18 protein-coding genes are annotated in these 23064 nt (G+C 59.4%); 15 read left to right on the top strand and 3 right to left on the bottom strand.

The features are described 5' to 3' along the window. The first annotated feature begins 8 nt into the window (after window positions 1-8). The 3 genes from carB (at window position 9) to AWB69_RS09585 (ending at window position 4413) form a co-directional block, all read left to right on the top strand. Window positions 9-3263, top strand: a complete 3255-nt coding sequence (carB, locus tag AWB69_RS09595) for a carbamoyl-phosphate synthase large subunit (protein ID WP_062084655.1) — start codon at window positions 9-11, stop codon at window positions 3261-3263. A gap of 152 nt (window positions 3264-3415) precedes the next feature. Beyond that, window positions 3416-3892 carry a transcription elongation factor GreA gene (gene greA, locus AWB69_RS09590; RefSeq protein ID WP_062084654.1) on the top strand — a complete coding sequence of 159 codons (477 nt, stop codon included), beginning with the start codon at window positions 3416-3418 and terminating at the stop codon, window positions 3890-3892. Next, window positions 3892-4413, top strand: coding sequence for a DUF4149 domain-containing protein (locus AWB69_RS09585; RefSeq protein WP_062084653.1), 522 nt, complete (start codon window positions 3892-3894; stop codon window positions 4411-4413). The genes greA and AWB69_RS09585 overlap by 1 nt, the downstream gene beginning before the upstream one ends. Before the next feature lie 70 nt (window positions 4414-4483). Here the strand turns inward: AWB69_RS09585 and AWB69_RS09580 are convergent, their stop codons facing one another. Then, window positions 4484-5038 (bottom strand): YhbY family RNA-binding protein, encoded by a 555-nt coding sequence (locus tag AWB69_RS09580; RefSeq protein ID WP_062084652.1) that lies wholly within the window; start codon window positions 5036-5038, stop codon window positions 4484-4486. A 440-nt stretch (window positions 5039-5478) separates the two neighbouring features. Between AWB69_RS09580 and AWB69_RS09575 the strand changes: the two genes are divergently transcribed. From AWB69_RS09575 to phoR, 11 genes are all read left to right on the top strand, one after another. Next, on the top strand, window positions 5479-6141 hold the full coding sequence (locus AWB69_RS09575; RefSeq protein ID WP_062084651.1) for an RlmE family RNA methyltransferase: 663 nt from the start codon (window positions 5479-5481) through the stop codon (window positions 6139-6141). A 197-nt stretch (window positions 6142-6338) separates the two neighbouring features. Next, on the top strand, window positions 6339-8234 hold the full coding sequence (gene ftsH, locus AWB69_RS09570) for an ATP-dependent zinc metalloprotease FtsH (protein ID WP_062084650.1): 1896 nt from the start codon (window positions 6339-6341) through the stop codon (window positions 8232-8234). A 195-nt stretch (window positions 8235-8429) separates the two neighbouring features. Continuing rightward, window positions 8430-9332: a dihydropteroate synthase gene (folP, locus tag AWB69_RS09565; protein WP_062084649.1), complete on the top strand. Its 903-nt coding sequence runs from the start codon at window positions 8430-8432 to the stop codon at window positions 9330-9332. A gap of 74 nt (window positions 9333-9406) precedes the next feature. Next, on the top strand, window positions 9407-10765 hold the full coding sequence (gene glmM / locus AWB69_RS09560) for a phosphoglucosamine mutase (RefSeq protein WP_062084648.1): 1359 nt from the start codon (window positions 9407-9409) through the stop codon (window positions 10763-10765). A gap of 375 nt (window positions 10766-11140) precedes the next feature. Beyond that, entirely contained in the window at window positions 11141-12172 is a 1032-nt protein-coding gene (pstS, locus tag AWB69_RS09555; protein ID WP_062084647.1) for a phosphate ABC transporter substrate-binding protein PstS, read from the top strand. A gap of 92 nt (window positions 12173-12264) precedes the next feature. Further along, window positions 12265-13248, top strand: a complete 984-nt coding sequence (gene pstC, locus AWB69_RS09550; RefSeq protein WP_062084646.1) for a phosphate ABC transporter permease PstC — start codon at window positions 12265-12267, stop codon at window positions 13246-13248. 8 nt (window positions 13249-13256) lie between these two features. After that, window positions 13257-14141, top strand: a complete 885-nt coding sequence (pstA, locus tag AWB69_RS09545; RefSeq protein ID WP_156528788.1) for a phosphate ABC transporter permease PstA — start codon at window positions 13257-13259, stop codon at window positions 14139-14141. A 146-nt stretch (window positions 14142-14287) separates the two neighbouring features. Beyond that, the gene (pstB, locus tag AWB69_RS09540) at window positions 14288-15043 is read left to right on the top strand and encodes a phosphate ABC transporter ATP-binding protein PstB (RefSeq protein ID WP_197500204.1); all 756 of its coding nucleotides are present in this window, start codon (window positions 14288-14290) and stop codon (window positions 15041-15043) included. 61 nt (window positions 15044-15104) lie between these two features. Beyond that, a complete protein-coding gene (gene phoU, locus AWB69_RS09535; RefSeq protein WP_050382498.1) occupies window positions 15105-15809 on the top strand; it encodes a phosphate signaling complex protein PhoU in 705 nt (234 codons plus the stop codon). Window positions 15810-15869: 60 nt separating this feature from the next. Further along, window positions 15870-16577: a phosphate regulon transcriptional regulator PhoB gene (phoB, locus tag AWB69_RS09530; RefSeq protein ID WP_062084644.1), complete on the top strand. Its 708-nt coding sequence runs from the start codon at window positions 15870-15872 to the stop codon at window positions 16575-16577. A gap of 63 nt (window positions 16578-16640) precedes the next feature. Beyond that, window positions 16641-17954 (top strand): phosphate regulon sensor histidine kinase PhoR, encoded by a 1314-nt coding sequence (gene phoR / locus AWB69_RS09525; RefSeq protein ID WP_062084643.1) that lies wholly within the window; start codon window positions 16641-16643, stop codon window positions 17952-17954. Window positions 17955-18039: 85 nt separating this feature from the next. Here phoR and ppk1 read toward each other — a convergent pair whose 3' ends face one another. Next, entirely contained in the window at window positions 18040-20103 is a 2064-nt protein-coding gene (ppk1, locus tag AWB69_RS09520; RefSeq protein WP_062084642.1) for a polyphosphate kinase 1, read from the bottom strand. 330 nt (window positions 20104-20433) lie between these two features. Here ppk1 and ppx point away from each other — a divergent pair, with 330 nt between their 5' ends. Next, entirely contained in the window at window positions 20434-21951 is a 1518-nt protein-coding gene (ppx, locus tag AWB69_RS09515; RefSeq protein WP_062084641.1) for an exopolyphosphatase, read from the top strand. A 236-nt stretch (window positions 21952-22187) separates the two neighbouring features. Here ppx and AWB69_RS09510 read toward each other — a convergent pair whose 3' ends face one another. Continuing rightward, window positions 22188-23021, bottom strand: a complete 834-nt coding sequence (locus tag AWB69_RS09510) for a GNAT family N-acetyltransferase (RefSeq protein ID WP_082913323.1) — start codon at window positions 23019-23021, stop codon at window positions 22188-22190. Window positions 23022-23064: the final 43 nt, after the last annotated feature.

The raw sequence follows: 23064 nt of genomic DNA, 5'->3' as shown, positions 1-23064 counted from the left end.
GAGCAGTTATGCCGAAGCGGACAGACATCAAGAGCATCCTCATCATCGGCGCGGGACCGATCATCATCGGCCAGGCGTGCGAGTTCGATTATTCGGGCGCGCAGGCTTGCAAGGCGCTGCGCGAGGAAGGCTACAAGGTCATTCTCGTCAACAGCAATCCCGCGACGATCATGACCGACCCGAACACGGCCGACGTCACGTATATCGAGCCGATCACGTGGGAAGTCGTCGAGCGCATCATCGACAAAGAACGCCCCGACGCCATCCTGCCGACCATGGGCGGACAAACCGCGCTGAACTGCGCGCTGGATTTGTTCCATCACGGCGTGCTGGAAAAGTACAAGGTCGAGTTGATCGGCGCGTCGCCGGAAGCCATCGATAAGGCCGAAGACCGCCAGAAGTTCAAGGAAGCAATGACCAAGATTGGCCTGGGTTCGGCCAAGTCAGGCATCGCGCATTCCATGGAAGAGGCGCTGCTGGTGCAGGCGGATATCGCCGTGCAGACCGGCAGCGGCGGCTATCCGACGGTGATTCGTCCTTCGTTCACGCTGGGCGGATCGGGCGGCGGGATTGCGTACAACAAGGAAGAATTCGAAGAGATTTGCAAGCGCGGACTGGATCTGTCGCCCACGCGCGAATTGCTGATCGAAGAGTCGCTGCTGGGCTGGAAAGAGTTCGAGATGGAAGTGGTCCGCGATACCAAGGACAACTGCATCATTGTTTGCTCGATCGAAAACCTGGACCCGATGGGCGTGCATACCGGCGACTCCATCACGGTCGCGCCGGCCCAGACGCTCACCGACAAGGAATACCAGATCCTGCGTAACGCATCGCTCGCCGTGCTGCGCGAGATTGGCGTGGACACGGGCGGCTCGAACGTGCAGTTCGCGATCAACCCGAAAGACGGCCGCATGGTCGTGATCGAGATGAATCCGCGTGTGTCGCGTTCGTCTGCGCTGGCGTCGAAGGCGACCGGTTTCCCGATCGCCAAGGTCGCGGCGAAGCTGGCCGTTGGCTACACGCTCGATGAGCTGAAGAACGAGATCACGGGCGGTCAGACGCCGGCGTCGTTCGAACCGACCATCGACTACGTGGTTACGAAGATTCCACGTTTTGCGTTCGAAAAATTCCGTGAAGCCGATGCACGCCTGACGACACAAATGAAGTCGGTCGGCGAAGTGATGGCCATTGGCCGCACCTTCCAGGAATCGTTCCAGAAGGCGTTGCGCGGGCTGGAAGTGGGCGTCGACGGGCTCGATGAAAAGACCACCAGCCGCGACGAAGTGATTCGCGAAATTGGCGAGCCGGGTCCGGACCGGATCTGGTTCCTGGGCGACGCGTTCCGTCTCGGTTTGACTGCGGAAGAAATCTTCGAGGAAACGGCTATTGACCCGTGGTTCCTCGCGCAGATCGAACAGATCATCTCGAAGGAAAAGGCATTGAGCGGTCGTACGATCGAGAGCCTGACCAAAGAGGAAATGCTGTATCTGAAGCAGAGCGGGTTCTCGGATCGACGCCTCGCCAAGTTGCTTGGCTCGGATCAAACGGCTGTGCGCAAGCATCGCCATGCGCTGAAGGTGCGTCCGGTCTACAAGCGCGTGGACACGTGCGCGGCTGAGTTCGCGACGAAAACGGCCTACATGTACTCGACCTACGAGGAAGAGTGCGAAGCGAATCCGACCGATAAAAAGAAGATCATGGTGCTGGGCGGTGGCCCGAACCGGATCGGGCAGGGCATCGAGTTCGACTACTGCTGTGTGCATGCAGCGCTCGCGATGCGCGAAGACGGCTATGAAACGATCATGGTCAACTGCAATCCCGAGACCGTTTCCACCGACTACGACACGTCCGATCGGCTGTACTTCGAATCGCTGACGCTGGAAGATGTGCTCGAAATCGTCGAACTGGAAAAGCCGGTTGGCGTGATCGTGCAATACGGCGGTCAGACGCCGCTGAAGCTCGCGCTGGACCTCGAGGCGAATGGCGTGCCCATCATTGGAACGTCGCCGGACATGATCGATGCCGCCGAAGACCGCGAGCGTTTCCAGAAGCTGCTGCAGGACCTGAACCTGCGTCAGCCGCCAAACCGCACTGCACGCGCCGAAGACGAAGCGTTGCGCCTGGCCGAAGAAATCGGCTATCCGCTGGTCGTGCGTCCGTCGTACGTGCTGGGTGGCCGCGCGATGGAAATCGTGCACGAGCCGCGCGACCTCGAACGCTACATGCGCGAAGCGGTGAAGGTGTCGCACGATTCGCCGGTGCTGCTGGACCGTTTCCTTAACGACGCAATCGAATGCGACGTGGACTGTATTTCGGATGGCGAAGCGGTGTTTATCGGCGGTGTGATGGAGCACATCGAGCAGGCGGGCGTGCATTCCGGCGACTCCGCTTGTTCGCTGCCGCCATATTCGCTGTCGCAGGAAACCGTCGATGAGCTCAAGCGCCAGACCGGCGCCATGGCCCGCGCGCTGAACGTGATCGGCCTGATGAACGTGCAGTTCGCGATCCAGCAGGTGCCGCGTGAAGACGGCACGAAGCAGGACGTGATCTACGTGCTCGAAGTGAATCCGCGTGCTTCGCGGACGGTGCCGTATGTATCGAAGGCGACGGGCTTGCCTTTGGCCAAGATCGCCGCTCGCGCAATGGTCGGCCAGAAACTTGCCGACCAAGGCGTGACGAAGGAAGTGATCCCGCCGTATTTCAGCGTCAAGGAAGCGGTGTTCCCGTTCGTGAAGTTCCCGGCGGTCGATCCGGTGCTCGGACCTGAAATGCGCTCGACGGGCGAAGTGATGGGCGTGGGCCGGACGTTCGGCGAAGCGCTGTTCAAGTCGCAACTCGCGGCAGGTTCGCGCCTTCCGGAAAGCGGCACGGTTCTCCTGACGGTGATGGATGCCGACAAGCAGAAGGCCGTGGAAGTCGCGACCATGCTGCATGAGCTCGGCTACCCGATCGTGGCGACCAAGGGCACCGCGTCGGCCATTCAGGCAGCGGGCGTGCCGGTGAAAGTGGTCAACAAGGTGAAGGACGGCCGGCCGCACATTGTGGATATGATCAAGAACGGCGAAATCGCGCTGGTTTTCACCACCGTAGACGAAACCCGCGCCGCCATTGCCGATTCCCGCTCGATCCGCATGAGCGCACAAGCCAACAAGGTCACGTACTATACGACCATGTCGGGCGCGCGCGCGGCGGTCGAAGGGCTGCGATATCTGAAGGACCTGGAAGTCTATGATTTACAAGGACTGCATGCTCGCCTAAACTAAGGCTTCTGATTCGAGTCTCAGCAGTATCAGAGTCTCTAAACGAAGTCTAAGCATCAAGGGCCGCGGTTAAGCGGCGTCTTCCTTTTTTACCGGGAGATGCACTTAACCGCGGTAATTTTTTTACGTCTGCATTTTTGCGTAATGAGTTGTTTATGAGCACAGTTCCTTTGACTAAACGCGGCGCGGCATTGCTGCGCGACGAATTGCAACGCCTCAAATCCGTGGAGCGTCCGGCTGTCGTGAATTCGATCGCCGAAGCCCGCGCACAGGGTGATCTGTCGGAAAACGCCGAATACGACGCGGCCAAGGAGAAGCAGGGCTTTATCGAGGGCCGCATTGCCGAGATCGAGTCGAAACTGGCCGGCGCGCAAGTCATCGACCCGACGGCGGTGGAAGCCGACGGCCGCGTGATCTTCGGCGCAACGGTCGAGCTGGAAGAGACGGCCACCGGCGACATGGTCACGTACCAGATCGTCGGCGACGACGAAGCGGACATCGATCACGGACTGATCTCCATCAGCTCGCCCATCGCGCGTGCGCTGATCGGCAAGACCGAGGGTGACGTAGCGTCGGTGCAGGCGCCGAGCGGCGCGCGCGCGTACGAAATCATCGCGGTCAAGTACGTCTGATGGCTCATCGATTCTTTCGGATCATCGCCATGATCTGGGTAGGCAGCGTGCTGACGCTCGGGTACGTGGCGGCGCCGGTACTGTTCAGCATGCTGGATCGAACATCGGCGGGATCGGTTGCGGCGCAGCTGTTTCGCATCGAGGGATTCCTCGGCGTGATCTGCGCGCTGCTGCTGCTGGTATTGGCCAATCGCCTCGTTCGGACGGGTTTCGCCGAATACAAGCGGACCCGGTGGGTCATAGCGGGCATGCTGCTATGCGTGCTGATCGGTTATTTCGGCCTGCAACCGTTCATGAGCGCGCTGCGGGTGGCGGCTCAGGAAGGCGGAATGGAACTCGCGCAATCACCCTATGCAAGCCGCTTCGGCATGTTGCACGGGGTATCCAGCGCGTTCTACCTGGTGGAGAGCGTGCTGGGGCTGGTGTTGTTCTGGCGCCTGCCGCCTGGGCAATTTCCGGCGCAATCGGTCATTCCGAAGGGAAAGACAGCCAGCGTCGCGGCACGTCGCGCGCGCGGTTAAAAAAAGCCGGCCATGCCCGAGAGTATCGGGCGTGGCCGGCTTTTTGCTTTCCGGGTGAGCCTGGAAAGGCTTATTTCGACGATTGATGGTGACGCTTGGCGCTGGGCAGACGCTTCTTTGCGCGCTTGACGTTGCCGCCAGCCGTCACACGTTCGTTGCCGCGAACCAACAGTTTTTGCTTCTTCGGCTTGCGGACCACAGGTGCGTCACGCGTGATCTTGACAACCTTGACCACGCGCGGCGCACGTCCCTTCGACGAGGTTTCGGCAGCGGCCTCGCCGGCGCTCGGAGGCGCTATGCGGTTGGCGCCGCGGACACCGGCAGCGCGGGAAGGCTTGGCTGCTTCGTCGCTTTCCGGCCGCCACACCACCAGCAACTTGCCGATCTGCTGGATCGGCGCCGCGCCCAGCCGGTCACAGATTTCGACGTAGGCTGCGGTGCGGGCTTCGCGGTCGTCGCCGAATACGCGGATCTTGATGAGCTGATGTGCAGCAAGGTGCACCTCGATCTCGGCCAGCACGGCCTCGGTCAGCCCTTCGCCGCCAACGAGTACGACGGGCTTGAGCGCGTGAGCCTGGGAGCGGAGGTCGGCGCGTTGGGCGGGAGAAAGTTTGAGAGCTGGCATGAGAAGTAACGGACTCGACTAAAATGAGAGGCGCCGTAGCGTAAAAACGGCTGAACGGTCGCGATTGCAAAACAAAGACGGGCAGGGCGGGACGCCTTGCTCAAGAAAATGACGGGCGGCGCGAGGCGGTGCGGCGAGCAACGGACTTGATTTTAACGAATCTTTAATCGCCGGAGCTCGGACGCCGCCCGTTGCCAGGCAAGCCCGAAGCACGTTATTCACCTCGGGCATCTGGCAACACCGCTGGCAAAACCGCCAGCAACACCGCAGGCAAACACAGGACGCAACGGCGCCGGTATTGGCTGGCCACTTCGGTTGTCCACATCGACGAAGGCTGCTTCTTATTGGCCAAATGAGTGCCCAGCAAATGAGCAGCAGCCCGAATTAGACGCGTATTATCCGCTAAAAGCACAGCTTCACGCAGCAAGAGTTCATTCTTAATGGCAAAAAATCGCTTCAATTACTCGTGGCTGCACGACCACATCAACGATCCGTACGTGAAACTCGCGCAGCGCGAGGGCTATCGGGCGCGCGCAGCGTACAAGCTCAAGGAGATCGACGAGCAGGACAAGTTGATCAAACCGGGCCAGATCATCGTCGACCTGGGTTCGGCCCCGGGAAGCTGGAGCCAGTACGCGCGCAACCAATTGGCTAAAGGCGCCAAGCGCGGCGAAACGCGCGAAGGCGGGATCGACGGCAAGATTATCGCGCTCGACCTGCTGCCCATGGAGCCGATTGCCGACGTGATCTTCATCCAGGGCGACTTCCGCGAAGACCTGGTACTGGACCAGTTGAAGGAAATCGTCGGAGATCATCAAGTCGATCTTGTAATCTCGGACATGGCCCCCAACCTCTCAGGTGTTGCCAGTGCGGATGCAGCACGAATGGAACATCTGTGCGATCTGGCGCTCGACTTCTCGCAGAACCATCTGAAGCCGGAAGGCGCTTTATTGGTCAAATGTTTTCATGGCAGCGGCTATAGTCAAATAGTGGAAAAGTTCAAGCATCAATTCAAAATCGTCGCGCCGCGCAAGCCGAAGGCGTCGCGCGATAAATCGTCCGAAACGTTTATTTTGGGCAGGCAACTCAAGCATCCGGATTGAGAGTTGCGGGTGGAAACGCCGCCGGTGACCGGGTGTCCTGGCGGGCATTTTCGCCGGATATGCCCAAAAATCGGGTCCCGGCCGCTATCTTCGTGCTAGTTAAAGGCTATAGCAGGGGTTTGCGGTCTGGATTAGAATGCTTTCGTGGTGCCGCAAGGCGAATGTAGGCGCCCGTCTATGAGTGAAGGAGTGGTGCTTTGAACAACAATATGTTCTCTAAGGCAGCGGTGTGGCTGGTTATCGCACTGGTGCTGTTCACGGTGTTCAAGCAGTTCGACAAGCCCCGCGTCCAGGAAGGTGTTTCGTATTCGCAATTCATGGACGACGCGAAGTCCGGTAAGGTCAAGACCGTTACCGTTCAGGGCCGTAATCTCACCGTTACTCCCGCAGACGGTCAGAAATATCAAATCGTGTCGCCTGGCGATATCTGGATGGTCGGCGACTTGATGAAGTATGGCGTCCAGGTCAGCGGCAAGGCCGATGACGAACCGAACGCGCTGGTTTCCGCGCTGTATTACCTCGGACCGACGATCCTGATCATCGGTTTCTGGTTCTTCATGATGCGGCAAATGCAGGGCGGCGGGAAAGGCGGAGCATTTTCGTTCGGCAAGTCGCGAGCGCGGCTGATCGACGAAAACAACAACGCGATCAATTTTACCGATGTCGCAGGCTGTGACGAGGCGAAGGAGGAGGTCTCCGAACTCGTCGACTTCCTGCGCGACCCGCAGAAATTCCAGAAGCTGGGTGGCCGGATTCCCCGCGGTGTGCTGCTGGTCGGCCCTCCGGGTACGGGTAAGACGCTGCTGGCGCGCGCCATTGCGGGCGAAGCGAAGGTACCGTTCTTCAGCATCTCGGGTTCGGACTTCGTTGAAATGTTCGTGGGCGTGGGTGCAGCGCGAGTGCGCGACATGTTCGAGCAGGCCAAGAAGCATGCTCCGTGTATCGTGTTTATCGACGAAATCGATGCTGTGGGCCGTCATCGCGGCGCCGGCATGGGTGGCGGTAACGACGAACGCGAACAGACGTTGAACCAGATGCTCGTGGAAATGGACGGTTTCGAGGCGAACTCCGGCGTGATCGTGATCGCCGCGACCAACCGCTCGGACGTGCTGGACAAAGCATTGCTGCGTCCGGGCCGTTTCGACCGTCAGGTGTACGTGGGCTTGCCGGATATCCGCGGTCGCGAACACATCATGAAGGTCCATCTGCGCAAGGTGCCTATTTCGAATGACGTCGACGCTTCGGTGATTGCACGTGGCACGCCGGGCTTCTCGGGCGCTGATTTGGCGAACCTTGTGAACGAAGCAGCGCTGTTTGCTGCTCGTCGCGGCAAGCGGATCGTCGAAATGGCGGACTTCGAAGACGCGAAAGACAAGATCTTCATGGGTCCGGAACGCAAGTCTGCCGTGATGCGTGAAGAAGAGCGCCGCAATACGGCATATCACGAGTCGGGTCACGCGGTGGTCGCGAAGCTGCTGCCTCATGCCGATCCGGTCCACAAGGTCACCATCATGCCGCGCGGCTGGGCATTGGGCGTCACGTGGCAGTTGCCGGAACATGATCGCGTGAACTTGTATCGCGACAAGATGCTCGAGGAAATCGCCATTCTGTTTGGCGGCCGGGCGTCGGAAGAAGTGTTCCTGAACTCCATGTCGACGGGTGCATCGAACGACTTCGAGCGCGCAACGAAAATGGCGCGCGACATGGTGACGCGCTACGGCATGTCGGATGTGCTCGGCACCATGGTGTATGTCGACACTGAACAGGACGGCATGTTTGGCAAGATGGCGTCGAAGACGGTATCCGAAGCCACGCAGCAAAAGGTCGATGCCGAAATTCGCCGGATTCTCGACGAACAATACGGTCTTGCGCGCAAGCTGCTGGAAGATAACCGCGACAAGGTCGAAGCCATGACGAAGGCGCTGCTGGAATGGGAAACCATCGACGCAGACCAGATCAGCGACATCATGGGCGGTCGTCCGCCGCGTCCGCCGAAGAACCTGCCGCCGCCGTCGGGTGATCCGTCGTCGGGTGGCGGAAACACCGGCGCGGAAGTCAAACCGGGTAACGCCACGGCTCCTGCTTCAGCCTGACGCGATCCTGAGGCAATTCAGAAGGGGCTGGTGTGTTTTCACACCAGCCCTTTTCCGTTGTAGCCCGCTTTTTGAGACCGCCTGGGCAGGGTCGCCGGTTTGGGCCGGTGATTGCCAAGCACCGCGGTATGCGATTCGAATGGCCGACCGATCGGCGTCAAAACATAGCTAATTCATCAGTCCCGCTGGACCACTATGCTGTCTTCGCCTTTGCCGAACAACTCTCACGCTGCGGCTCAACCGCTTCAATGCGGCCGGTTCACGCTGACCTTCGAGCGCCCGCTGATCATGGGCATTCTCAACGTCACGCCGGATTCGTTCTCCGATGGCGGTCGTTTTGTCGCACGTGAGGCGGCGCTCGCACAAGCCGCCGGGATGATCCGTGACGGCGCCGACATGATTGACATTGGCGGTGAGTCGACCCGCCCGGGCGCGCCGCCTGTACCGCTCGACGAGGAGCTTGAACGCGTGATCCCCGTGATCGAAGCGTTGCACTCGGCGGGGGTACCGCTTTCCATCGATACCTACAAACCCGCGGTCATGCGCGCGGCGCTGAACGCAGGCGCGGACATGATCAACGACATCTGGGGCCTGCGTCGTGAAGGCGCACTCGATGCGGTCGGGAACAGCGCGTGCGGGATCTGCGTGATGCACATGCTCGGCGAGCCACAAACCATGCAGATGCATGAACCTGTGTATCGCGACGTTGTGACGGAGGTGCGGGAATTTTTCGAGGAACGGCTCCGCACGCTGACGAGCGCGGGAATAAGCGCAGAGCGGATCTGCCTCGATCCCGGCTTTGGGTTCGGCAAATCCGTGATCGATCATAATTACGCCTTGCTGGCGCATTTCGCGGAGACGCAGCCCGCGAATTCGCGTGCCCCGTTGTTGGCCGGAATGTCACGCAAGTCGATGCTTGGCGCCGTGACCGGGCGAACGCAGCCGGTCGAGCGCGTGGCGGCGAGCGTGGCAGCGGCGGTGTGCGCGGCTGAGCGAGGCGCGGCGATTGTGCGTGTGCACGACGTCGCCGCTACGTCGGATGCTTTGAAGGTATGGCAGGCGGTGCGTGCCGCCGCCTATCCTGTTTTGACAACATAGACTTCGCGAACGCATCGCGAGTGTTGGAATTCATAGTTCGCGCTTAATTTTTGCGCAAGGATAAAAGCGAAACAATGGCACGTCGATATTTTGGAACGGATGGCATTCGAGGCAAGGTCGGTGATGCGCCGATCACGCCTGATTTTGTGTTGCGGCTGGGTTATGCAGCAGGGAAAGTGCTGGCGGGAGCGGACCGGTGGGCGCAGCGCGGCAGCCGCCCGACCGTGCTGATTGGGAAGGACACACGGGTGTCGGGGTACATGCTGGAAGCGGCACTGGAGTCGGGCTTTTCGGCGGCGGGCGTTGACGTGATGCTGGCCGGGCCTATGCCGACACCGGGCGTTGCCTACCTGACGCGGGCATTGCGCCTGGCGGCGGGCGTGGTGATCAGCGCGTCGCACAACCCGTACTACGACAACGGCATCAAGTTTTTCTCCGCCGATGGCAACAAGCTCCCGGACGAGGTCGAGTTACAGATTGAAGCGCAACTTGACGAACCCATGTCCTGTGCGCCGTCCGAACTGCTGGGCAAGGCGCGCCGGCTGGACGATGCACGCGGACGCTACATCGAATTCTGCAAGAGTACCTTCCCGGCCAGTTTCGACCTGCATGGTCTCAAGCTGGTGGTCGACTGCGCTCACGGCGCGGCGTACGACGTCGCGCCGCAGGTATTCCACGAGCTTGGTGCGGAAGTGGTGACGATCGGCGTGTCGCCGAACGGCTTCAACATCAACGACGGTTTTGGCGCCACCGCGCCCGACGCGCTCGTGCGTGCGGTGAAAGAGCATCGTGCCGATATCGGCATTGCGCTGGATGGCGATGCGGACCGCCTGCAGGTCGTCGATGCCTCGGGCCGGCTCTACAACGGCGACGAGCTGCTGTACGTGCTCGTGAAGGATCGCATTGCGACGGACGGGCATGTGGACGGCGCGGTCGGCACGCTGATGACGAACATGGCGGTGGAGGTTGCGCTGAAGCAGGCGGGCGTGCAGTTCGTGCGCGCGGCCGTGGGCGACCGCTACGTGCTCGAGAAGCTGCGCGAGAACAACTGGATACTGGGTGCTGAGGGGTCGGGACATATCCTGTCGCTTGACCGGCATTCCACGGGCGATGGCATTGTTTCGGCACTGCTCGTGCTTGCGGCAATCAAGCGCGGCGGCAAGGCGCTTGCCGACCTGCTTGAGGGCGTGACGTTATTCCCGCAGAAGCTGATCAACGTGCGGATGAGTCCGGACGCCGACTGGAAGAGCAGCAACGCCATCAAGCGGGCGATTGCGGAAGCCGAGGTCGCGCTGGAATCGCATGGCCGGGTGTTGATTCGCGCGTCGGGCACGGAGCCCGTGTTGCGCGTGATGGTGGAGGCGGCGTCGGAAGCGGACGCGGTCGCGTACGCGGAAAGTATTGCGAAGGTCGTGAAGGACGCGACAACCTGAGCATGGCGAAGGCGCCGGGACTAATAACGCCACGGTTTGCGCCGTGGCGTTATCACATGAGAGCGCATGAGAGCCTTGGCCGCCGTCAATCTCAAGTATTGGAGTATTTAAAAAGAACGATCATCCTCAAAAAAATTGCACCATCCAGGTCGCGGCATTACAAGGCTTTGTTAAGCCAGGAAATAATTGAAAGAAACATGGCTAAATCGCCTCCATGGCTTTGCCGTCAAGGCTCTGCGGCCAAATCATCACACCATAAACTTTCGTTATCGTAAGCTAGTTGTCACGCTGGTTTCATCAATAGTCATCGAACTGTCACATTGAGCCCCTATCCTTCGCGGTGTCGAGCCACTTGCTCACAACCCTGGAGATCACATGAAATTGATGCACACCGCGCTCGCAGGCATCGTCGGCGCAATGTTTGCGATGTCGGCTCAAGCTGCGGACATCACCGGCGCGGGTAGTACCTTCGCTGCACCGATTTACACGAAATGGGCCGATACGTACCAGAAGTCGGGCGGCGGCAAGGTTAACTACCAAGGTATCGGTTCCTCGGGCGGCATCAAGCAAATCATCGCGAAGACGGTGGATTTCGCTGGCTCGGACGCACCGCTGAAGGACGACGAACTGGCAAAGCAGGGGCTTTTCCAGTTTCCGACAGTGGTTGGTGGCGTAGTTCCGGCGATCAACGTGCCGGGCATCAAGGCGGGCGAGATGACGCTGTCGGGTGAAGTTCTCGGCGACATCTACCTCGGCAAGATCAAGAAGTGGAACGACCCGGCTATCGTCGCGCTGAATCCGAAGGTGAAGCTGCCGGATACGGACATTGCTGTCGTGCGCCGCGCTGACGGTTCGGGCACGAGCTTCATCTGGACGAACTATTTGTCCAAGGTGAACCCGGAATGGAAGAGCAAGGTGGGCGAAGGTTCGACGGTCAACTGGCCGACGGGCACGGGCGGCAAGGGTAACGACGGCGTCGCCGCGTTCGTTCAGCGTCTGCCGGGTGCCATCGGTTACGTGGAATGGGCGTACGCTAAGCAAAACAAGATGACCTACGTCGACATGAAGAATTCGTCGGGCGCAGTGGTCGAGCCGAAGACGGAAACGTTCAAGGCAGCGGCAGCGGGCGCAGACTGGTCGAAGTCGTTCTACCAGATCCTGACGGACGAGCCGGGCAAGGACGCATGGCCGATCGTGGGCGCAACCTTCGTGCTGCTGCACACGACGCAGGACAAGGAAGCGCAAGGCGCGGAAACGCTGAAGTTCTTCGGCTGGGCGTTCAAGAACGGCACGCAAGCAGCGAACGAACTCGACTACATTCCGCTGCCTGATTCGGTGGTCGCCGAAATCGAAACGCAGTGGAAGGCAAAGGTGAAGGACGCTTCGGGCAAGGCAGTCGCGCAGTAAGCCGCATTTAGCACGCGGCAAGCAACAAGCATCTGGCTTCTTGGCCTGTATAGCCGCGCGGCATCCGCCGCGCGGCCCTTCCGAAGGTTCCCATGTCGGACATCAACCTCGCATCGACTCCGCCTGCCAGTCGCGCTCAACGCGCTCCGAGCCGTGTCGGTGATATCGTTTTCGGTGGGCTGACACGGCTTTCCGCTGTCGTCACGCTGCTGTTGCTGGGCGGCATTATTGTGTCGCTGGTGGTAGCTTCGCTGCCTACGCTTGAAAAATTCGGCCTCAGTTTCCTGTGGCGCGCCGAGTGGGATCCGCAGGCCGATAGTTTCGGCGCGCTCGTTCCTATCTACGGCACCATCGCAACGTCCATCATCGCGCTGATCATTGCCGTGCCGGTGAGCTTCGGCATTGCGCTGTTCCTGACCGAACTCGCGCCCGCGTGGCTGCGCCGGCCGCTCGGCGTGGCAATTGAACTGCTCGCAGCCATTCCGTCGATTGTCTATGGCATGTGGGGCCTGCTGGTCTTCTCGCCCATTTTCGCGACGTATTTCGAAAAACCGCTGGGCAGCCTGCTCGGCAATGTCTGGTTGATCGGCCGCTTTTTCCAGGGGCCACCTATCGGTATCGGCATCCTGTGCGCCGGCGTGATCCTGGCGATCATGATCATCCCGTACATCGCGGCCGTGATGCGTGACGTGTTCGAAGTCACGCCGGTCTTGCTGAAGGAATCGGCGTACGGCATTGGCTGCACGACCTGGGAAGTGATGTGGAAGATCGTGCTGCCGTTCACACGAACCGGTGTTATCGGCGGCGTGATGCTTGGCCTCGGCCGCGCACTCGGCGAAACGATGGCGGTGACGTTCGTGATCGGCAATACCAACCTGCTCGACAACGTCTCGCTGTTTTCTCCGGGCAACAGCATTACCTCGGCGCTCGCCAACGAATTCGCCGAAGCGAGTCCGGGCCTGCACACGTCGGCGCTCATGGAGCTCGGCCTGATCCTGTTCCTGATTACGTTCATCGTGCTTTCGCTCTCCAAACTCATGCTGCTGCGCCTTGAAAAAGGGGAGGGTGGCAAGTGAACCAGCCCATGACTCAATTCCCCGGCTCCGGCAATCCGGAACGGGAAGAAGCCACGCGCATCAAGTTGCAGCGCCGCCGCCGCGGCAAGAACGTGGTCGCGTTGGTGTTGTCGCTGGCTGCGATGGCGTTCGGCTTGTTGTGGCTCGTGTGGATTCTGTTCACCACGGTCAAGCTGGGCATTGGCGGTTTGTCGATCGACCTGTTCACGCAGAACACCCCCCCGCCCAATACCGATGGCGGTGGTTTGCTGAACGCGATTGTCGGCAGCTTGATGCTTGTGCTGCTTGCCACGTTCGTTGGGACGCCGCTCGGGATTCTTGCGGGCGTGTATCTCGCCGAATACGGCGACAAGCGCTGGCTCGCAAGTGTGACGCGTTTCATCAACGACATCTTGTTGTCGGCGCCGTCGATCGTGATCGGCTTGTTCGTGTATGCGCTGGTGGTCGCGCAAATGGGGCGCTTCAGCGGCTGGGCCGGCGTGATCGCGCTTGCGTTGCTGCAGATCCCCATTGTGATCCGCACGACCGAGAACATGCTGCGGCTGGTGCCGAACGCGCTGCGTGAAGCAGCTTTCGCACTCGGCACACCGAAGTGGAAGATGATTGTCTCGATCACGCTGAAGGCGTCGGTCAGCGGCATCGTAACGGGCGTCCTGCTGGCTATTGCACGTATCACCGGCGAAACCGCGCCGCTGCTCTTCACGGCGCTGTCCAACCAGTTCTTCTCGTGGGACATGAATCAACCGGTGGCCAACCTGCCCGTCACGATCTACAAGTTCGCGATGAGCCCGTTCCCACAATGGCAAGCGCTCGCGTGGGCTGGCGTGTTCCTGATCACGCTGGGCGTGCTCGGCCTGAACATCCTTGCACGCACGATCTTCTCGAAAAAATAAGGCGGAATCATTCCATGAACACAGTCGCAAGCGATGTGAGCGCCCGGAGCGCTAATCCGGCCGCCGGCGGTGACACCTCCCCGGTCGAGCGCGGTGCCGCGCCCGGCAGCTTCAAGCCGACCCATCACGCGCCGCCGGCCGGCTCCATGAAACCGAAGATCGAGGTGAACAACCTCAACTTCTTCTACAGCAAGTTTCATGCGCTGAAGAACATTAACCTGCGGATTCCTGAACATAAGGTGACGGCGTTCATCGGTCCGTCGGGATGTGGCAAGTCCACGCTGCTGCGCACGTTCAACAAGATGTACGCGCTGTATCCGGAGCAACGCGCGGAAGGCGAGATCCTGATGGACGGCAACAACCTGCTCGATACCCGCCGCGATATCTCGCTGCTGCGCGCGCGCGTGGGCATGGTGTTCCAGAAGCCGACGCCGTTCCCGATGTCGATCTACGACAACATTGCATTCGGCGTAAAGATGTTCGAGCAACTGTCGCGCTCGGAGATGGACGACCGCGTGGAATGGGCGCTGACGAAAGCAGCACTCTGGAACGAAGTAAAGGACAAGCTGCAGCAAAGCGGCTATGGCCTGTCGGGCGGACAACAGCAGCGCCTGTGCATTGCACGCGGCATTGCAATTCGCCCGGAAGTGCTGCTGCTCGACGAACCGTGTTCCGCGCTCGACCCGATTTCGACGGGTCGCATTGAAGAATTGATCGCCGAACTGAAGGACGATTACACGGTGGTGATCGTCACGCACAACATGCAGCAGGCGGCGCGTTGTTCGGACTACACTGCTTATATGTATCTGGGCGAATTGATTGAATTCGGCGATACGGAAAAGATCTTCATCAAGCCGTCCCGCAAGGAAACGGAAGACTATATTACTGGCCGGTTTGGTTGAGTGGCGCGGGCTGAGCCTGTCGCCAGGTCATACAGGCTAAAAAAGGACTTCAGGAGCACATATGTCCGATAAACATTTGTCGAGCCAGTTCGACGCCGATCTGAATGCGGTGTCGTCGAAGGTGCTGGAAATGGGCGGTCTGGTCGAGTCCCAGATCATCAATGCCATGCAGGCGCTCAATACGTTCGACATGGATATTGTCGAGGCCGTGATTCAAGCCGAGACGCGCCTCAACACCATGGAAGTCGAGATCGACGAGGAATGCAGCAACATCATCGCGCGCCGTCAGCCCGCCGCGCGTGACCTGCGTTTGTTGATGGCAATCTCGAAAACGATCACGAATCTCGAGCGCGCCGGCGATGAAGCCGAAAAGATCGCCAAGCGTGTGAAGCGCATCAACGAAGATGGCATGGGGCGTAACGTCAACATCGCGGAAATCAAGTTGTCCGGCGAAATGGCGGTCACTATCCTGCGCCGCGCGCTAGATGCATTCGCGCGCCTGGATACGGTTGCCGCCGCGCAAATTGTTCGCGACGACAAAGCCATTGACGAAGAATTCCGTGCGTTCGTGCGCAAGCTGGTCACGTACATGATGGAAGACCCGCGCATGATTTCAGCAGGTCTCGACTACCTGTTCATCGCCAAGGCGGTCGAACGGATTGGCGATCACGCGAAGAACATTGCCGAATTCATTATTTACATTGTGAAGGGAACGGATGTCCGTCATGTGTCGCGCGATCAACTCGAACGTGAAGCACTGAGCTGATTCTTTTGTGATCCAGATGTTGGTTATTTAACTTACGCGAAGAAGGTTACAGAGGTGCCGATGCCCAGCAGCATTCTCGTTATAGAAGACGAACCCGCGATCTCCGAATTGATTTCGGTGAATCTGCAACACGCGGGCCATTGCCCCATTCGTGCTTATAACGCGGAACAGGCGCAAAACCTGATCAGCGACGTCTTGCCCGACCTGGTGCTTCTCGACTGGATGCTGCCGGGTAAATCCGGCATCGCCTTTGCGCGGGAATTACGGGGCAATGAACGCACGAAACATATTCCGATCATCATGCTCACCGCCCGTGGCGACGAGCAGGACAAGGTGCTCGGCCTTGAAATTGGTGCGGACGACTATGTGACGAAGCCGTTCTCGCCCAAGGAGCTGATGGCGCGGATCAAGGCAGTATTGCGCCGGCGCGCGCCGCAACTGACCGAAGACGTGGTCGCTATCAATGGCCTGCGTCTCGATCCGGCAACCCATAGGGTGGCGGCGCATTCGAACGGCCATGTCGACGATATCAAGCTCGATCTCGGACCGACCGAGTTCCGTTTGCTGCATTTTTTCATGACACACCCTGAACGCGTGCATAGCCGCACGCAATTGCTGGATCAGGTGTGGGGCGATCATGTATTTGTGGAAGAGCGGACGGTGGACGTGCATATCAAGCGTCTGCGCGCAGCATTAAAGCCTGCGGGTTGTGATGCTATGATTGAAACGGTTCGTGGCAGTGGGTACCGGCTAGCCAAGAGTGCTTGATAAGAGTGAATGAAGCCCGAGACCAATCGTGGTCACGTGGCAATAATCTCGATCCGCTAATTCATGAATATCATCTGGACGCGTTCCCTCGTGTCCCTCGCGTTGCTCGCGGTATTGAGCGGGATCGTCGGCGCGCTGTTCGGAGTGCGCGTCGCGCTCTGTTTTGCAGTCTTCATGCTGGTCCTGCAAACTTTTTTCACTACCTTTCATACGCAACGCCTCTGGCGTTTGCTCGACGCACCCGTGTATGGCGAAGTGCCGAGCGCGCCGGGCGTGTGGGGCGAGATTTACTATCGGCTGCATAAGCTTGCAAAACGCTGGCATGCGCAGGTGCGTCAGGTCGAGCAACAGCATTCACGGTTTATCCAGGGCATCCAGGCGTCGCCGAATGGGGTGGCCATGCTCGATGACAGCGACCAGATAGAGTGGTGCAACGCCATTGCTGAAACCCATTTCGGGCTGGACGCCAAACGCGATCTGCGCCAGCACATCACGCATCTTGTGCGTCAGCCGGACTTCGTTCGTTATCTCGCTTCACAACATTACGAGTCGGTGCTGGTGATGCGCGGAATGGGGCTGAACCGGCAGCATGTGTTGTCGGTGCAAATATTCCCCTACGGTGAAAACCGGAAACTGATTCTGACCCAGGACATAACGGAACTGGAAAGAACCGATTCCATGCGCCGCGATTTTGTCGCGAACGTTTCGCACGAGTTGAAGACGCCGTTGACCGTGCTGTCGGGCTTTCTTGAAACCATGCGCGAGTTGCCGCTGAATGAGTCTGACCGCGCGCGTTATCTGGAGATGATGGAACAGCAGTCGTCGCGGATGCAGAACATCGTTCGCGATCTGCTCGTGCTCGCGAATCTGGAAGGCGATGTCAAACCACCCAGCGACGACGTTCTCGATATGCGCGCGGTGCTGCGCCATCTTGAAGAGGACGCCGACAATCTTTCGAATGGCCGACATAAAATTACGTTCGATGCTGATGAAGCGTTGACGGTGTCCGGTTCGGAAACGGAGATTGTCAGTGCGCTCGCGAATCTGGTGACGAATGCGATTCGCTATACGCCGGATGGCGGCACCATCGACGTATCCTGGCAGCGCATTCGCGACCGGGCGGTGTTTTCAGTGCGCGATAGCGGGCTCGGCATTCCGGCGGAACATATTCCGCGTCTGACCGAGCGGTTTTATCGTGTGGACAGAAGCCGCTCGCGCGATACCGGCGGCACGGGCCTTGGGCTCGCGATCGTGAAGCATGTATTGCAACGGCATCTGGCCGACCTTGAAGTCAAGAGCGAGGAAGGGCGGGGAAGTACCTTCTCGGTCAGGTTTTCGGCCGCCCGTACGGTGTTGAGAAAGTCGATCGCCGCTTGATGAGGCGATCTGAAGCGGAATGTGGAGCAGGATGTAAAGCAGCTTGAAGTGCCTGGAAACAGCGCATCCTCAAGCCGTCGAGACATCAAGAGCAGAACTTCGCGAGCAGACCCAGTTGCGCATTGCGCGTCGACTTGCCCGGGCGCCGCCGCTTGTAATGCCCGTCGCTTTGCATGAGCCATGCCGACCGGTTATCACCGAGAAACACTGACAGTCCTTCGGCAATCACGCGCCGTTTCAGACGCCGGTCATTCACCGGAAACGCCACTTCCACGCGCCGGAAGAAGTTGCGGTCCATCCAGTCCGCGCTCGATAAGTACACCTTCTCTTCTCCGCCCGCATAAAAATAAAAGATGCGGTGATGTTCGAGAAAACGTCCGACGATGGAGCGCACCGTGATGTTCTCGGACAGGTCTTCCACACCGGGTTTCAGCGCGCAGACGCCACGCACGATCAGGTCGATTTTCACGCCCGCCTGCGACGCCTCATACAACGCGATGATGACGGTCGGTTCGAGCAACGCGTTCATCTTGGCAACAATTCGGGCTTTCTTTCCTGCCCGCGCATTGTCGGCTTCAGCACGAATGGCTTCGATCAGATTCGGGCACAGTGTAAAAGGTGCTTGCCAGAGCTGATGCAGGCGCAGCTCACCACCAATACCGGTGAGTTGCTGAAACACGTGATGCACGTCTTCACAGACTTCCTGATCCGACGTCATTACCGCGAAATCGGTATAAAGCCGCGCGGTACGCGGGTGATAGTTACCCGTGCCCAGGTGCACATAACGCCTGAGCATCATCTTGCCGTTCTTCGAAACCCGCCGCACGATCAGCATCATTTTCGCGTGGCATTTATGGCCGACCACGCCGTACACCACGTGAGCACCGACGGCCTCGAGCTGCGACGCCCAGTTGATATTCGTCTCTTCGTCAAAGCGCGCGAGCAGCTCCACCACCACGGTGACTTCCTTGCCGTTGCGCGCGGCTTGCATCAGCGCGTCCATCAGCGGCGAGTCGGTGCCGGTCCGATAGATCGTCTGCTTGATCGCGACCACTTGCGGGTCCTTGGCTGCCTGCAGCAGCAACTCGAGCACCGGTTGAAAACTCTCGTACGGATGGTGAAGGAGGATGTCGCCCTGATCGATGGCATCGAACATATTCGATGCAGCAGCAATAGCCTTCGGCACCGCCGGAATATGCGGCACGAACTTCAGGTCCGGCCGGTCGACCATCTCGGGCAACTGCATCAGGCGCACGAGATTGACCGGCCCGTCCACGCGATAACAATCGCGGTCGTTCAGTTCGCTCTCGTCAAGCAGGCGCCGGATCATGTGCGGCGGCGTCTCCGCCGATACTTCCAGGCGCACCGCGTTACCCAGGTGCCGCGCGGGCAGTTCGCCCTGCAGCGCCACGCGCAAGTTGGTGATTTCGTCTTCATCGACGAACAATTCGCTGTTGCGGGTGATGCGAAACTGGTTGCAACTGCGCACGACCAGATGCGGAAACAGCGCGTCGACAAAACGCTGCATCAGCGAGCTCAGCAGCACAAAGCCATGCGGATATCCTGACAGCGCCTCGGGCATGCGCACGAGCCGCGGCAGTGCACGTGGTGCCTGCACAATGCCCATCATCGCCTGGCGGCCAAACGCGTCCTTGCCTTCCAGCTCGACCACGAAATTCAGGCTCTTGTTGAGCACGCGTGGAAACGGATGCGCGGGATCAAGGCCGATTGGTGTCAGCACCGGCAGCAACTCGTTCTGGAAATAATCGCGGGCCCAATCTGTCTGCGCTTCGCTCCACGATTCCACGCCGTGAAAGTAGATTCCTTCGCTTTCCAGTGCGGGAAACACGGTGTTCTGAAGCATGGCGTATTGCTGATGGACCAGCCGGTGCGCGCGTTCGACCACGAGGTCGTACACATGTTGCAGCGACATGCCGTCGGGCGAGAGCGAGCCCGGGTTGTCGCGCATTTGTTCCTGCATGCCGGCCATGCGGACTTCAAAAAATTCGTCCAGGTTGCTGCTGGTAATACAGATGAAGCGGAGCCGTTCGAGCAGCGGAACGGCGGTATCGGCGGCTTGCGACAATACACGTTCGTTAAAACCCAGAATGCCCAGTTCGCGATTGAGAAGGGGATAGCGTAAGGACATCGATAGTATTGGCAGTCAAAAAAAACAGAATGTGCAAGGATCGCTCGGAATGCACCACAATATGATGACGTTTTTATGAAATCATAGTGTCATAAATCTAACGCAGGCCTCCGGTAAGGTTGATTCTGGCAAGATTCGCCCTGTTCCGTCTAATAATCGAATCATCGGCGCACTTTGCTGCATTGGATTATTTGCCAGACCAGCACAGTCGTCCGCTTGGACTTAAAATTGGCGCGCTGCTGCGGCTCAGCGTGTTCAAATGCTGCCCGCACCGCTTGGAGCTGTCTGTAAGGCGCTAGCGGGCACAACCCTACGGAACCTGGAAAATCGATGGTCAACCCCCCTCATCTTTTGGCAGCCGTAGATCTCGGATCGAACAGCTTCAGGCTGATCGTCGGACGCGTCGAGGAGACGCCTTCCGGCAGCCCGATCTATCAGGTCGACGCGCTGCGTGAACCCGTGCGGCTTGCGGCGGGTCTGTCACGGGACAAATTTCTCGACCGCGCTTCGCAACTGCGTGGTTGGGACGCACTGAAGCGGTTCGGCGAAAGGCTGCGGGACTTTCATCCCGATCACGTACGCGCGGTCGCGACCAACACGTTGCGCGTCGCTAAAAACGCCGACGAATTCCTCGCTGAAGCGCAGAACGCACTCGGTTTTCCCATTGAAGTGATTGCCGGGCGGGAAGAAGCGCGCCTGATTTATGCGGGCGCGGCGCATTCGGTCCCGGCCAGCGCGGGAAAACGGCTGGTGGTGGATATTGGTGGGGGATCGACGGAATTTATTATCGGCTCGCACTATACGCCTATTCATATGGAGAGCCTGTATATAGGCTGCGTGAGTCATAGCCGGCAGTTTTTTGCCGCCGGTAATGTCGATGACTATTCAATGCGGCAAGCCGAACTCGCCGCCAAGCGCGAAATCGAGATTATCTCGAGCGAATACAAACAGACGGGCTGGGATCAGGCAATCGGGTCGTCGGGTACGGCGCGGGCGCTGGCCGAGCTGATCGAAGCAAACGGTTTCAACGACCCCGGCATCACTCACGGCATTTCGCGCGGCGGGCTGGAGCGGCTGAAGAGGGCGCTGATCAAGGCTGAGAACGTGAACCGGCTGAAGCTGATCGCGTTGAAGGCCGACCGGATTCCGGTTCTCGCGGGCGGCTTGTCGATCATGCTCGGCGTGTTCGAGGAATTGGGCATTGAATACGTCGATACCACCGATGGCGCGTTGCGGCTGGGCGTGCTTTATGACCTGTTGGGACGCACGCAGCATCAGGACATGCGCACGGTGACGGTAGAAGGCTTCAAGCGGCGCTATTCGGTGGACGGTGACCAGTCGGACCGAATTGCCGGGCTGGCCATCAGCTTCTATGAACAGCTGGAAGCCCGCGATGTCGATGCCGAACGGCGGATTGAAAATCAAATGTTCCTGGGGTGGGCGGCTGCATTGCACGAGATCGGGCTGTCCATCTCGCATAGCGCTTATCACAAGCATTCTGCGTATATCGCGAGTCATGCGGATATGCCCGGGTTCTCGAGGACCGATCAGGCCCGGTTAGCCGGCCTGGTGCTTGGACACGTCGGGAAGTTGGGCAAGCTTTCGCAGGCTCGGGATGTCGACTGGACCCTGCTGTTCTGTCTCCGGCTTGCGGCGCTGCTTTGCCGGCGGCGGGCGGATGTCGGGCTTCCGGCCATTCAGGTCGCTCTGGCCAACGGCGGATTCGATGTGCGTTTGCCCAACGACTGGGTGGCGCTCAATCCGCTTACCGACTACAGCCTCGTTCAGGAAGCGGCTGAGTGGGAGAAGATCGGCAAGCCGTATCGGGTGGTTTATACGGGCGTTTGAGCATTGCCGAAGGGGGCGTGGCTTCGCGCAGGCCTCGCTCCCTTCCTCGCTCACTATTCCGCGATACGAAATTAGTACGGACTTCGAACTTATGCTTGCGCTTGAACAGGATGTCCTTCGCACATTGTTGATGCGGCGTCACGGTGCATCGCAGTTTGTCGCGCCAGCGGTGTTGGTCTGATCGTTATTGCCGGCGCGCTGTGTCTCTTTCGCTTTTCTATTGCTCGATAGCGTCTTCAGTCGGCCATGAAGTGGCGCGCGTAACGCTCACCTATCTCCGATATACGCAGCAACGTCAGGAAGTCAGCCGTATTGAAATCGGGGTCCCACGCCGGCGCGCCGCAGATTTTCGCCCCCAGACGCAAATAGCCCTTCAACAAGGGCGGCGGTGCTACCGTGGCACCCGTTCGCAGTTCCTGCACCGGCAACGGCGTATGCGCAAACGCCCGGTATTCCGGCGACGTCAGCGCTTCCTTCTCCAGCCCCTCGTACAGGTCCGCGGCGTAGTGGCCACCGTCAGCCATCGCAACGCTCGCGCAGCCAAGCATGGTTTCATAGCCGTTCTGTTTCATGTACGCCGCCAGGCCGCCCCACAACGACATGATCACGCCACCGCTGCGGTAGTCCGCATGCACGCATGAGCGGCCGAGTTCCACCAGCTTCGGGCGCAGATGCGCGAGACGGGACACATCGAATTCGCTCTCGGCATACAGGCGTCCGGCTCGGGCCGCCTGATGAGGAGGCAGCACACGATACGTTCCCACCACCTTCAACGTGTTCAGGTCGCGGACCAGCAAATGATCGCAAAAGGCATCGAATGCATCTACGTCCAGGCCCGCCGGGCCTTTCAGTTGTGCACCCATCTCATCGGCGAACACGCGGTAGCGAAGGCGCTGCGCTTCGCGCAACTCCGCTTCGGAATGCGCCCACGATACGCGCAGCCGATGTTGCCCCGCCACGGTCTCTGCTGCATTCGGCAAGCGCCGGCGGAATTCGGTAACGTTTGAGCCACCAGACCCGCTCAGTCCATTCGATGTGCCCAATAGGGCGAGCGTCGTCGATTTCTGCATTGGCAACCCCCAAGTGGATTTGGCTGACGTAATAATGTTAGCC

This window comes from Caballeronia udeis, from assembly GCF_001544555.2.
Lineage (GTDB): Bacteria > Pseudomonadota > Gammaproteobacteria > Burkholderiales > Burkholderiaceae > Caballeronia > Caballeronia udeis.
The sequence above is the reverse complement of the archived record's forward strand: the minus strand, read 5'-3'. Positions and strand labels throughout refer to the sequence as shown.